The organism is Microbacterium sp. NFH-22A-Y, from assembly GCF_021401375.1.
Lineage (GTDB): Bacteria > Actinomycetota > Actinomycetes > Actinomycetales > Microbacteriaceae > Microbacterium > Microbacterium hominis.
Genome location: NZ_JACBGF010000001.1, coordinates 1081832 through 1094471 on the forward strand (window position 1 = coordinate 1081832; position 12640 = coordinate 1094471).

The 12640-nt window shown below is 71.4% G+C and carries 12 protein-coding genes; 6 read left to right on the forward strand and 6 right to left on the reverse strand.

The features are described 5' to 3' along the window. Window positions 1-109: 109 nt before the first annotated feature. Both L0965_RS05135 and L0965_RS05140 read right to left on the reverse strand, forming a co-directional pair. Window positions 110-1834: a cell wall metabolism sensor histidine kinase WalK gene (locus L0965_RS05135; RefSeq protein WP_061782273.1), complete on the reverse strand. Its 1725-nt coding sequence runs from the start codon at window positions 1832-1834 to the stop codon at window positions 110-112. Window positions 1835-1844: 10 nt separating this feature from the next. Further along, window positions 1845-2537: a response regulator transcription factor gene (locus L0965_RS05140; protein WP_060959854.1), complete on the reverse strand. Its 693-nt coding sequence runs from the start codon at window positions 2535-2537 to the stop codon at window positions 1845-1847. A gap of 57 nt (window positions 2538-2594) precedes the next feature. Here L0965_RS05140 and L0965_RS05145 point away from each other — a divergent pair, with 57 nt between their 5' ends. Continuing rightward, entirely contained in the window at window positions 2595-3623 is a 1029-nt protein-coding gene (locus tag L0965_RS05145) for a CPBP family intramembrane glutamic endopeptidase (RefSeq protein ID WP_232784006.1), read from the forward strand. A gap of 210 nt (window positions 3624-3833) precedes the next feature. On the opposite strand, the gene L0965_RS05150 is transcribed toward L0965_RS05145, so the two are convergent. From L0965_RS05150 to L0965_RS05160, 3 genes are all read right to left on the reverse strand, one after another. Next, window positions 3834-5477 carry a DNA repair helicase XPB gene (locus tag L0965_RS05150; protein ID WP_060959853.1) on the reverse strand — a complete coding sequence of 548 codons (1644 nt, stop codon included), beginning with the start codon at window positions 5475-5477 and terminating at the stop codon, window positions 3834-3836. A 70-nt stretch (window positions 5478-5547) separates the two neighbouring features. Further along, window positions 5548-7299: a helicase-associated domain-containing protein gene (locus tag L0965_RS05155; RefSeq protein WP_101305870.1), complete on the reverse strand. Its 1752-nt coding sequence runs from the start codon at window positions 7297-7299 to the stop codon at window positions 5548-5550. 1 nt (window position 7300) lies between these two features. Continuing rightward, window positions 7301-7591 carry a hypothetical protein gene (locus L0965_RS05160; RefSeq protein ID WP_060959179.1) on the reverse strand — a complete coding sequence of 97 codons (291 nt, stop codon included), beginning with the start codon at window positions 7589-7591 and terminating at the stop codon, window positions 7301-7303. A gap of 121 nt (window positions 7592-7712) precedes the next feature. Between L0965_RS05160 and L0965_RS05165 the strand changes: the two genes are divergently transcribed. After that, complete coding sequence (locus L0965_RS05165; protein ID WP_060959180.1) at window positions 7713-8096, forward strand: cold-shock protein; 384 nt, start codon at window positions 7713-7715, stop codon at window positions 8094-8096. After that, entirely contained in the window at window positions 8080-8679 is a 600-nt protein-coding gene (locus L0965_RS05170) for a DUF3027 domain-containing protein (RefSeq protein ID WP_101305871.1), read from the forward strand. The genes L0965_RS05165 and L0965_RS05170 overlap by 17 nt, the downstream gene beginning before the upstream one ends. A 65-nt stretch (window positions 8680-8744) precedes the next feature. Here the strand turns inward: L0965_RS05170 and serC are convergent, their stop codons facing one another. Next, a complete protein-coding gene (serC, locus tag L0965_RS05175; protein WP_061782276.1) occupies window positions 8745-9863 on the reverse strand; it encodes a phosphoserine transaminase in 1119 nt (372 codons plus the stop codon). A gap of 101 nt (window positions 9864-9964) precedes the next feature. Between serC and L0965_RS05180 the strand changes: the two genes are divergently transcribed. The 3 genes from L0965_RS05180 (at window position 9965) to L0965_RS05190 (ending at window position 12639) form a co-directional block, all read left to right on the forward strand. Beyond that, complete coding sequence (locus L0965_RS05180; protein WP_060959166.1) at window positions 9965-10672, forward strand: metal-dependent transcriptional regulator; 708 nt, start codon at window positions 9965-9967, stop codon at window positions 10670-10672. A 409-nt stretch (window positions 10673-11081) separates the two neighbouring features. Further along, a complete protein-coding gene (locus tag L0965_RS05185) occupies window positions 11082-11795 on the forward strand; it encodes a M23 family metallopeptidase (RefSeq protein WP_223848874.1) in 714 nt (237 codons plus the stop codon). Between the two features lie 346 nt (window positions 11796-12141). Further along, on the forward strand, window positions 12142-12639 hold the full coding sequence (locus tag L0965_RS05190) for an HNH endonuclease (RefSeq protein WP_101305872.1): 498 nt from the start codon (window positions 12142-12144) through the stop codon (window positions 12637-12639). Window position 12640 lies beyond the last annotated feature (1 nt).

Genomic DNA, 12640 nt, shown 5'->3' on the forward strand with positions numbered 1-12640 from the left:
CCTTTCGACGGGGCCCCCACGCTACGCGGCGCGCGTGGCCGCGCGCGGGGCGGGCGCCGCTCCCGTGGACGGCGTCGGGCGCCAGCCGTGCGGGGAGGAGGCGGCGCCCTCAGGAGTCCGCGTGGAGGCGCGGCAGCGGCTGGGTCTCGATGAACAGGTGCTCGGCGGCATCCCGCGCCTGGGCCAGCGGGAAGGCCACCCGGAAGGTCGCGCCGCCGCCGGGCGTCTCGCTGACCACGATGGATCCGTGCAGCGCCTCGACCACGGAGGCGACGATCGAGAGCCCGAGGCCCGAGCCTCCCGTCTCGCGCGTGCGAGAGGTGTCGGCGCGCCAGAACCGCTGGAAGATCTTGTCGCGGAGCTGGGGCGGGATGCCGTCGCCGTGGTCGATGACCGAGATCCAGCCCATGCCCGCCGGCTCGTCGACGCCCACGGCCAGCTCCACCGGCGAGCCCTCCGGCGTGTAGCGGCGGGCATTGCCCAAGAGGTTCGCCACCACCTGGCGGATGCGGTTCTCGTCGCCGAGCACGATGGGCTCCCTCGCCGCCAGAACGGGAGGCCGTTCCGCCGGCGCGGGCGTGCCGGTCTCTTCGCCCGGGCGCGGGCGCCGACGCAGCAGCGCGCCGATCGCGGCCGTCGGCGGACGGCGCCGCGTCGGCGAGCTGCTCGTCGGGGGAGCGGATGCGGGGCGCAGCAGTCGCGGCGCGGGAGCGTCGTCCAGGAACGACACCGTTCGCTCCGGCGCGGTCGCCCGGGCATCGAGCACCGCGTCGCGCGCGATCGGGCGCAGGTCGACGGGGGCGACGACGATGTCGCGGCGCTCGTCGAGGCGGGCGAGGGCGAGGAGGTCCTCGACGAGGCCGCCCATCCGGATCGCCTCCTTCTCGATGCGCTCCATGGACTGCGCCGTCTGCTCGTCGCCCGAGATCGCCCCCATCCGGTACAGCTCCGCGTAGCCGCGCACGGTCACGAGCGGGGTGCGCAGCTCGTGGCTGGCATCGCCGATGAAGCGTCGCATCTGCAGCACGGTCGCATCGCGCTGCCCGAGGGCGTGGTCGACCCGGTCGAGCATCGCATTGATGGCGGTTTTGAGCTTGCCCACCTCGGTGCCCGGGGCGATGTCGCCCATGCGCTGACCGAAGTCACCGCGTGCGATCGACATGGCCGTCTGCTCGACCTGTCCGAGACTGCGGAACGCGAGCGTCACGAGCCACCGGGTGAGCAGGGCGCTGGCGAGGATCGTCAGGATGGCGAGGATGCTGTAGATGCCGACGAAGCTGGCCACGGTCTGGGTGACCGGAGTCAGCGGCAACGCCAGCAGCTGCACGTTGTTCTCCCGCGCCCCCGGGATCTGCAGCACGTCCACGGCGGCGTGGTACACCGTCTCGCCGTCGGCGGAGAACAGCTCGAACGGTGCCGTGCCCTGCATGAGCGTCCGATCGAGACCGAAGGTCGCCGGGAACACCGGACCGTCGCTCTGGGCCGGCCCGCCGGTGGCCAGCAGGGTGCCGTCCGGGCCGTAGACGGCGATCGAGAACGAGGTGAGCGGCGGATAGTCGGCCGGCTCGAACTGCGCGACGCCCTCGACCACCTCGACGTTGAGCAGGCTGCTGGCCTGATCGAGCGTGACGGTCTGGCTGATCGACTGGTCGCGTTCGGCGATCTGGGCGTTGCGGAGGAAGACGGCCGTTCCGAAGCCGGCCGCGAGCAGGCCCACGGTGAGCACCGCGACCGTGACGCCCGTCACCTTGGCGCGCAGGCTGATGCCGCGCCACCACGACGTCAGGCGATCGTTCTTCTTCGCGTGCGCCGCGTACACCCCGTCCACCGTCATGGGCGGGCGGTCAGGAGGACTTGCCGGCCTTCAGCATGTAGCCGAAGCCGCGCTTGGTCTGGATGAGCGGCTCCGACGAGTACGGGTCGATCTTGCGGCGCAGGTAGGAGATGTAGCTCTCGACGATGCCGGCATCGCCGTTGAAGTCGTACTCCCACACGTGATCGAGGATCTGCGCCTTGCTGAGCACCCGGTTCGGGTTGAGCATCAGATAGCGCAACAGCTTGAACTCGGTCGGCGACAGATCGATGGAGACGTCGCCGACGGTCACGTCGTGCGTGTCCTGGTCCATCGTGAGCTCACCGGCACGGATGGTGGACTCCTCGTCGGCCTGCATCGTACGGCGCAGGATGGCCTGCAGACGCGCGACGATCTCGTCCAGCGAGAACGGCTTGGTGACGTAGTCGTCGCCGCCGGCGTTGAGCCCCTCGATCTTGTCCTCGGTCTCGTCCTTCGCCGTCAGGAACAGGATCGGGGCGGTGTATCCCGCGCCCCGCAGACGCTTGGTGACGCTGAACCCGTTCATGTCGGGAAGCATGACGTCGAGGATGATGAGGTCGGGTTCCTCCTCGAGGACGGCCGAGATGGTCTGGGCGCCGTTGGCGACGGCGCGCACCTGATAGCCGGCGAACCTCAGGCTCGTGACCAGCAGGTCCCGGATGTTCGGTTCGTCGTCCACGACGAGGATGCGCGGTGCGGTCATAGGCCCATCCTGGCATCGCAACCCTTCCCTTTGCTGGATATCGGCGAAGATGGGTGAATGACGACGCCCGCGCCGCAGGTCCCCGTCCCTCCGTCATCACCGTTGTTCGCGCCGCCGATACCGCCCGTCGCGCCGCCGATCGCGCGTCCGGCCCGTGCCCTCCCGGGCGACGCCCTCGTCGGCGGCCTCGCCTTCCACCGGCTGATCTTCGCGCGGCGACGCTCGGGCTGGTGGACGCCGCTGGTCACCGGCATCCTGGGGCTGGCGATCTACGTCGCCTTCCTCGTGTTCGCCATGGTCGTCGTCGGCATCGCGCTGTTCCGCGACCCGGAGCGGCTGGACAGCCTCGCGCGCCTGGGCCAGTCGGGCGGTGTCGACATGGGCGACCCGCTGATGGTCGCGATCCTGCTCGGCACGATCGCCCTGATGCTGCCGGCCTACATCCTGGCGTCGCTGATCGTGAACGGGCGGCGCCTCGGGCTCGTCTCGTCGGCCGCGGGCCGGCTGCGCTGGCGATGGATGCTGCTGTGCGGCGCGCTCGCCGTCGGCGTCTCGGCGGTGCTGACCGCGGTGGGGTTCCTGCTCCCCGGCGGCATGGAGGAGCCGGTCGCGGGCGGCCCGGCCCCGACCTGGCCGATCACCGCGGTGGTCGTGCTGCTGCTGGTGCCGGTGCAGGCGGCCGCGGAGGAGTACATCTTCCGCGGATATCTCATGCAGGCCATCGGGCGATGGCTGCGGCATCCGGCGTTCGCCATCCTGCTGCCCGTGCCGCTGTTCGTCCTCGGCCACGGCTACGACGTGCTCGGCCAGATCGGCGTGGGGCTGTTCGCGGTCGCCGCCGGCTGGCTCACGTGGCGCACCGGGGGCCTGGAGGCGGCGATCGCGCTGCACGTGGTGAACAACCTGACGGCGTTCCTGCTGTCGCTCGCGTCGGGATCGAGCCCGACGGAGAGCACGACCGGCATCGTCAGCTTCCTGTGGTCGTTCCTGCTGATCGGCGGCTACGTCGCGGTGGTCGAGTGGATGCTGGTGCGTCGCCCGCTGCCGCGGACGCTGCTGCTGCCGCCGCCCGCTCCCGCGTGGTGAGCATCCCGCTCGTCGGGGCGTTTCGACTCGCTCCGCTCGCTCAACGACCGGGGGTGCGGTGCGGTTCCGGGCGTTGAGCGAGGAGCGCAGCGACGAGTCGAAACGCGGTGCGGTTCCGGGCGTTGAGCGAGGAGCGCAGCGACGAGTCGAAGCGCGGGCGCTTTCCGGTCGTTGAGCGAGGAGCGCAGCGACGAGTCGAAACGCGGTGCGCTACGCGGCGGCGATGCCCTCGGCATCCAGGATCGTGTAGCTGTACCCCTGCTCGGCGAGGAAGCGCTGCCGATTCTGGGCGAAGTCCTGGTCGACGGTGTCGCGGGCGATGAGCGTGTAGAAGCTGGCGGTGTGCCCGTTCGACTTGGGACGCAACAGGCGGCCCAGACGCTGCGCCTCCTCCTGGCGCGAGCCGAAGGATCCCGACACCTGGATCGCGACCGACGCGTCGGGCAGATCGATCGAGAAGTTCGCGACCTTCGAGACGACCAGCACGGGCACGCGGCCCTCCCGGAATGCGGCGAACAGTTCCTCGCGCTCGTCGACGGGCGTCGCGCCGGTGATCTTGGGGGCGTCCAACGCCTCGGCGAGCACGTCGATCTGGTCGAGGTACTGCCCGATCACCAGGATCTGCTCTCCGCTGTGGCGGGCCACGAGGTCCTTCACGACGCCGATCTTGGCGTGCGCGGTGGCGGCCAGGCGGTAGCGCTCGTCATCGGCGGATGCGGCGTATTCGAGGCGGTCGGAGGGCGGCAGGTCCACACGGACCTCGTAGCAGACGGCGGGGGAGATGAAGCCCTGGGCCTCGATCTCCTTCCACGGCGCGTCGAAGCGCTTGGGGCCGATGAGACTGAACACGTCGCCCTCGCGGCCGTCCTCGCGCACGAGCGTCGCCGTCAGGCCCAGGCGGCGGCGCGCCTGCAGATCGGCGGTGAGCTTGAACACGGGTGCGGGCAGCAGGTGCACCTCGTCGTAGACGATGAGTCCCCAGTCGAGCGCGTCGAGCAGCGCGAGGTGGGCGTACTCGCCCTTCCGCTTCGCCGTCAGGATCTGGTAGGTCGCGATCGTGACCGGCTTGACCTCCTTGGTCTGGCCGGAGTACTCGCCGATCTCCTCGGGCGTCAGCGACGTGCGCTTGAGCAGTTCGTCGCGCCACTGGCGGGCGCTGACGGTGTTGGTCACGAGGATCAGGGTGGTGGTCTTCGTCTCGGCCATCGCGGCCGCGCCGACGAGGGTCTTGCCCGCGCCGCAGGGGAGCACGACGACGCCGGAGCCGCCCTCGCTGAAGATGTCGACCGCCTGGCGCTGATAGGGGCGGAGGGTCCAGCCGTCCTCGTGCAGGTCGATCTCGTGCGGCGTCCCGGGCGTGTAGCCCGCGTGGTCCTCGGCCGGCCAGCCGATCTTCAGCAGCTCCTGCTTGATGTGCCCCCGTGCCCACGCGTCGATGAGGTACGTGTCGGGGGACGGGCGACCGACCAGCAGCGGCTGGATGCGCTTGTTCTTGCCGACCTCGGCGAGCACCGCGGGGTCGGTGCCGCGCAGCACGAGCGCGCCCTCGGCATCCCGCTCGATGACGAGCCGTCCGTAGCGGTTCACGGTCTCGCGGATGTCGATCGACACCGAGGCGGGCACGGGGAAGCGCGACCAGCGATCGAGCGTCGCCAGCATGTCGTCGGCCGTGTGGCCGGCCGCGCGCGCGTTCCACAGCCCCAAGCGCGTGACGCGATAGGTGTGGATGTGCTCGGGTGCGCGCTCGAGCTCGGCGAAGATCGCGAGCTCGTGTCGCGCCGTCTCCGCCTGCGGGTGCGCGACTTCGAGCAGCACGGTACGGTCGCTTTGCACGATGAGGGGGCCGTCAGCCATAGCGTCCCAGTCTACCGGCGTCGGCGCGGGTGCCGGTCGGTCGTCCCGGCGGCGGATGCCGCGGGGTCGCTCAGGCCGTTCCGGCGGGGCGGATGCCGCTGATGCTCGAGACGGGGAGGGTGCGTTCCACGTCGACCGTGCGATCCAGTCCGCGCAGGCGCCCGCCGCCGAGACCGGTGGCCTCGATGATGAACTCGCGGTCGCTGCCGTCGGGCATGCGCACCGCGACCACGATGGTCGCGCGGGCGCGGACGGCCTGGTCGAGCTCACGGCCGAGCCACGCGGCGTCGGCGTCCTCCGACGGTGCGGCGCGCAGGCGGGAGAGCAGGACGGCGTAGGTCTCCTCCCGCGGGGCGGCAGCGGGAGGCGCCGATGCGAGGCGATGGCGGTCGAGGCGGCGTCGCCGTCCGCCGGCATCCACGGCCACCACCGGGTAGCGGGCGTCGGCGATCATCCAGAAGGCCGTGTCGGCTCCGCTGCGGGTCACGAGGTCGGCGCCCTCCGGCACGAGGCCCAGGGGACGCAGGGCCTGGTCGACGGCGAGCGTGCGCAGCAGGGCGTCGTCGTCGCTCGTGACACGCGTGCGGCCCTCGCTGTCGGGGCCGACGCGGATCGTGCCGTGGGTGCGGGCCGTCCGCTCGATCTCGTAGGCCAGCGGCTGGGGGAGCCCGGTGAGGGACAGCTTCGTGAGGAACTCGCGCAGGGACTCGGCGCTCTCGCCCGAGGTGAGCGCGTCGGCGATCGTCTCCGGCGTGAACCGGTAGGTGGATGCCTGGGCGTGCGATTCGCGGCGGGCGACGGAGCGCAGCCGCATGTCCAGGTGGGGAGCGAGCGGTCCGGGAGCGATGGCCGTCAGGTCGTTCTGCAGGTAGACCCGATCGACCTCGCCCGGGAGCAGCCCCGCCAGGGCGTCGAGGTCGAGCGCACCGGTCACCGGGGTGTCGTCGCCCGCCGCGGCGAACACGTCGCGCGCCCAGCTCGTCGGGCGGCCGGCATCGTCGAGGAGCGCCCATCGCCCGAGCAGCGCGCGCAGCGCGGCGGCGCGCTCCGACCACGCCGAGTCGAACGGGTACGCCGCCGCCCAGGCGTAGGGCGGCAGCCAGCCGCCGCCGCACCGGCGCACACCACGCGGGAGCGCGTCCAGCAGCGCCGCCGCGACCTCCGCCCAGCGTGAGAGGGTGTCGCTGTGCAGCCACTGCGCTCCGCGCGGGGTCACCAGCCACGTCTTGTCCTGCCCGGACAGCAGCCCCGTGCGTTCGGCGATCACGACCAGTTCGTCGGCCGCGACGGCGTCGTCGACGATGCCGGCCTCGATGAGGCGGCGCCGGTCGGCGGCGCCGAGCGTGCCGGCGCCGATCCGCCCGAAGGGATGGGCGAGCGCGGCGTGGAGGATGTCGGCGAGCGAGCCGAGCGAGGCGAAGGCCCGCTCCGCGGCGCCGGCATCGTCCGACCCCTCGGCGGCGGGCGGGGCGACGGCGCCGGATGCCGTGGCGACGCCGCGCCGGCGGATCGTCTCCAAAGCGGTGCGCACCGCCGTGTACGGGGTCCCGTCCGCGTCGATCAGGGCGCGCTCGTGGAGCGTGTCGCGCACGGGGCCGGGCGGGACCGGCCCGTCGCCGGAGAGCGCGTCCACCTCGTCGCCGGTCAGCGCGACGAGCGCGCGGTCGAGGGAGGCGGGGTCCAGGAGCGCCTCGGCCGCGTCGAAGGCGTCGTTCCATCCGACGGTGGGGGCGATGTGCCGGGCGGCGAGCAGGCTCGCCAGCGCGTCGTCGCCGCGCTGCACCAGGTGCTGTGCGAGTGCGCGCGCGTCGGAGGCGGTCACGTCAGCGGCCCTTGCCGACCCGGGCCTTCCGGATGAAGGTCATGATGAGCACCGCCATCAGCAGCGCGAAGGCGACGATGGGCGCGATGTAGACGAGGGTGCCGACGAGCGGCCACAGTCCCTGGCCGAAGTCATCGTGCTTCATGCCGGTTGCCGAGCCGATCATGATCGCGACGAAGCAGACGACCGACAGCAGCAGCAGACCCAGGGACATGAACGCGAGGACGCGGTCGATCCGCCGGACCGGGAGATCGTCGGCGGCGCCGGGAGTGCGAGAGGACGAAGAGGGCATCGGGATCACCCTACTGCGTCCCCGCCGCAGTCGTGGTGGTGCCGTAGGCTGGAGACAGGGGCAGAACGCCCCCATGTCACCGCGTCCGCATGTTCGGGCGCCGATGAGCGAGGTCAGTGCGATGCCCACCGGCAAGGTCAGGTTCTACGACGACGAGAAGGGGTTCGGCTTCATCACCACCGATGACGGCCAGGACGTCTTCCTGCACGCCACGGCCCTCCCCGCGGGCACCGAGGGACTCAAGGCCGGCACGCGCCTGGACTTCGGTGTGGCCGACGGCAAGCGCGGGCTGCAGGCCCTCGCGGTCCGGGTGCTCGACGCGCCCGTGAGCCTCGCCAAGCGCAACCGGATGAAGCCGGACGACATGGCCGTCGTGGTCGAAGACCTCGTCAAGCTGCTCGACAAGGTCGGCGGCGATCTCCGCCACGGCCACTACCCCAATGCGGGTCAGGGCAAGAAGGTCGCGGCGATCCTGCGCAAGGTGGCCGATGAACTCGACGCCTGAGTCCGTCGACTCCGGCGCGGCCGAGCCGGAGGGCTCGGCTCCCGTCGTCGCCGACGAGCGTCTGCTCGCGGCTCACGACCTGGCGCTCGCCGCGCTGTCGGAGATCACCCCCGCCGCCACGGTGGGCGCCCCCGCGGGCTACACCGTCGAGGACGGCGGCGTCGTGTCGTTGCGGTTCGGCAACACGATGGAGGGCTACCCGGGCTGGTACTGGACGGTGAGCCTCGCCGTGGTCGAGGACGCCGAGCCCACCGTGCTGGAGGCTGAGCTGCTGCCGGGCGCGGGCGCGCTGCTGGCTCCCGAATGGGTGCCGTGGGCGGTGCGACTGGCCGAGTACCAGGCCGCACAGGCGGCGCTGGCCGCCGAGCGCGGTGCCGACGCCGAGGACGACGCGGAGGACGAGGACGGCGTGTCCGACGACGACCTCGACGAGCTGGACGACGAGCTCGACGACGTCGACGATCTGGATGCCGCGGACTTCGACGACGACGGGTCGCCGATCCTCCACGCGGGAGACGTCGACGGCGTCGACATCGACGTGCTCGATGACAGCGACGACGACGAGGACGACGACGAGGGCTGAGGCCGCTCCGGCCCGCCCTCGCCGCGGACGCTCACCCCACGGGTGACGCGCCGCCCCGGCGGGACTCAGCCGTGCGTGTGCGCGATCGTGTAGTCGATCGCCTTGATCAGCTGACGCACGTCGTCGGGCTCGATCGAGACGAAGGTGGCGATCCGCAGCTGGTTGCGGCCGAGCTTGCGGTACGGCTCGGTGTCGACGATGCCGTTGGCGCGCAGGCTCGCGGCGATGGCCGCGGCATCCACGGTCTCGTCGAAGTCGATCGTGACGACGACCGGCGAGCGGTCGGCGGGGTCGGCGACGAACGGCGTCGCCACGGGCGAGGCCTCGGCCCACGCGTACAGCGCGCTCGACGACTCGGCGGTGCGCGCGGCGGCCCAGCCCAGACCGCCGTTGCCGTTGATCCACTCGAGCTGCTTGTCGAGCAGGATCAGCGTCGCCACGGCGGGCGTGTTGAGCGTCTGGTTCAGTCGCGAGTTGTCCAGGGCGTTCTTCAGGCTCAGGAACTCGGGGATGTAGCGACCGGATGCCGCCACGCGCTCGATCCGCTCGATCGCCGCGGGGGAGACGGCGGCGAACCAGAGCCCGCCGTCGGAGCCGAGGTTCTTCTGCGGCGCGAAGTAGTAGACGTCGGTCTGCGAGACCGCGAAGTTGATGCCGCCCGCGGCGCTCGTGGCGTCGATCACCGTGAGCGCGCCGTCATCGCCCGCGACGCGAGCGATCGGCGCCGCGACGCCGGTGGAGGTCTCGTTGTGGGGCCACGCGTATACGTCCACGCCCTCGACGGCCTCGGCGACCGTGCGGGTGCCGGCATCCGCCTTGCGGACGTCGGGCGCCTCGAGCCACGGCGCCGCCGCGGCCGCGGCGAACTTCCCGCCGAACTCGCCGAAGACGAGGTTCTGCGCGCGGCGTTCGATCAGGCCGAACGCGGCGGCGTCCCAGAAGGCGGTGGAGCCGCCGTTGCCGACGATGATCTCGTAGCCGTCGGGCAGACGCAGCAGGTCGCTGAGTCCCATCCGCACCTGGCCGACCAGGCTCTTGATCGGAGCCTGGCGGTGCGAGGTGCCCATGAGCACCGAGCCGGGACCGGCCAGGGCAGCCAGCTGCTCCGGGCGGATCTTGGACGGTCCGCAACCGAAGCGACCGTCGGCGGGCAGGATCTCGCGGGGCAGCGTGACGTGGGCCATGCTCCCGATTCTAGGGTGAGCGCGGGGGCGGCCCCGCCGGGACGCCGTGAGAAACGGATAGGCTGGCAGTACACCCACGAACGCGCACCGAGGCCTGCCACATGACCGATCTGATCGACACCACCGAGATGTACCTGCGTACGATCCTCGAGCTCGAGGAGGAGGGCATCGTCCCCCTGCGTGCGCGCATCTCCGAGCGCCTCGGGCACTCCGGGCCCACGGTGTCGCAGACGGTGGGACGCATGGAGCGCGACGGCCTCGTGGTCGTCTCCGACGACCGCTCGCTCGAGCTGACCATCACCGGCCGGCAGAAGGCGGTGGACGTGATGCGCAAGCACCGCCTCGCCGAGCGCCTGCTGAGCGATGTGATCGGCCTGGACTGGGCCTACGTCCACGAAGAGGCCTGCCGCTGGGAGCACGTGATGAGCGAGCTGGTCGAGCGCCGGCTCATCGAGCTGCTCGGTCACCCCACCGAATCGCCCTACGGCAACCCGATCCCCGGGCTGGACCAGCTGGGCGACGTGCCGGCGCGCACCTTCCACGACGGGGTCGTCGGCCTGGTGCGGCTGCTCAACGAGACCGGCGGGCCCGTCAGCGGGACCGTGCGCCGACTCGCGGAGCCGGTGCAGGTCGACCCCGAGCTGCTCGACCAGCTGCGCGACGCGGGCGTGGTGCCGGGCGGGGTCGGAGAGTTCCGTTTCAGCGAGGGCTACGTGCTCGTCCAGATGGCCGGCAAGCCCGACGGACTCGAGCTGCCGGTCGAGGTCGCCTCGCACATCTTCCTCGTCGACGCGGTCCCGCAAGCCTGAGCATCGCCAGGGAAGGGCCTGCGTACGAAGAACTCTGCGTGACTTATTCGTTACCTTCCGCTAGCCTCGAAAAGTCCACGTGGCGAGAAGCCCGCCACGGACCTCCGCACGGATTGCCTCATCGGTTCGTCGTTCGCGCGGTGAAGCCCGTACATCTGTGCCCTGACACCGAGTGCCGACGAACCAGCATCCTGCCTCCGGGGAGGACTGCAGAGGCGCCGGAGGACAATTGGCTGATCAGTTCGACCCGTCGCAGGAGAAACCCGAGTCCGAAGCGACGACACCCACTCTCCGGAGCCGCGCGCGCCGTTTCACGCTCGCCCGCTCCGCATCCACCTCTCCCGCCGTCCGCGCAGACGCCGCCGCGACCCCCGCACCGGCACGACGTGCACGCCGCACGGGTCACCCCGTGCGCAGCTTCGTGACGGTCGCCGCCGTCGGCGGCCTCATCGCCACCGTCGCCATCGTGCCCGCGTTCGCCGCCACGAGCTCCGGCTCGGCGGAAGCCGTCACGCTGCAACAGGTGGCCGCCGAGAACGCGCAGTCGCTCGTCATCGCCTCCGAGGCCACGCCCACGGCCCTCGCGCGCGACAGCTACTCGGCCACCACGCCGGAGGAGATCCAGACCAAGAAGGACGAGGATGCCGCGAAGGCCGCGGCCGCTGCGCGGATCGCGGCGGCATCCACGGCGTCCGCCGTCTACTCCGGATCGCTCGCCGAGACCATCGCGCCCGCCGGCTCCGTCGTGCGCCCGCTGCCGTTCTTCAACAACTTCGGCGAGCCCTACGCGGGGCACAAGGGCACCGACTACATGGTCGACCGCTACACACCGATCTACGCGATCGCGGACGGCGTCGTGGTCGAATCGACCGAAGATGGCCCCGGCTGGGGCGTCTACGTGAAGATCGCCCACAACATCGGCGGCAACACCGTCACGTCGCTGTACGCGCACATGTCCTACGGCACCCGCCGTGTCGTCGTCGGCGACACCGTGCGGGCCGGCCAGATCATCGGCCAGGTCGGCGACACCGGTCGTGCCTACGGCACGCACCTGCACCTGGAGATCTACGTGAACGGGTCGTGGACCAACGCCGAGGACTTCCTCGTCGCGAACGTCCGCTGATCGCGCATGAACGGATGCCGCGTGTCGCGGCCCGGTGACCGGGCCCGACACGCGGCATCCGTTCATCTGCCATTCGCCCGCGTCGTCGCTGCGTGCATTAGCCTGATCCCGACGCTCGCACAGCCGAGGGGGAGCCGCATGGACACAGGACCTCGCATTCGAACCGTGAATGCGCTCGGCCGCTATGTCCTTCGGCATCGTGTGCACGACTGCCGCGACATTCGTCGCGGGTTCAAGGCGCTGTCTTCATGACAGCGCCTTTTTTCGTGCCTGCGCCGCCCCGTCCGTGCCGCGTCGACAACGGAGAGCCGTCGAAGCCATCGACGGCCGTTCGAGAGGAACGCGCATGCGCACACTGGTGCTGAACGCCGGATACGAACCCCTGGCCGTCGTCTCGTTCAAGAGAGCCCTCGTGCTCGTGATGAACGAGAAGGCGACCGTCATCGAGCGCATCGACGGGAATCCCGTGTGGGGGATCCGTGGCTCGTGCGACCGTCCGGCGGTGATCGTGCTCACGCGGTACGTGCGCGTGCCGGGGGCCCGTCGCGTGCCGGTGACCCGACGCGGCGTGCTGCGTCGGGACGCCCACCGCTGCGCGTACTGCGGCAAGAGCGCGACCACGATCGATCACGTCCTGCCGCGCTCGCGCGGGGGCGCCGACTCGTGGGAGAACCTCGTGGCCGCGTGCCTGCGCTGCAACAACATGAAGGGCGACCGCACCCCGCAGGAGATGGGCTGGGAGCTGCGCTGGCTGCCCCAGCCGCCCCGCGGCCCGCAGTGGACGGTGCGCGGCACCGAGCGCTCCGAGCCGGCCTGGGAGCCGTATCTGTCGCTGGCCGCCTGAC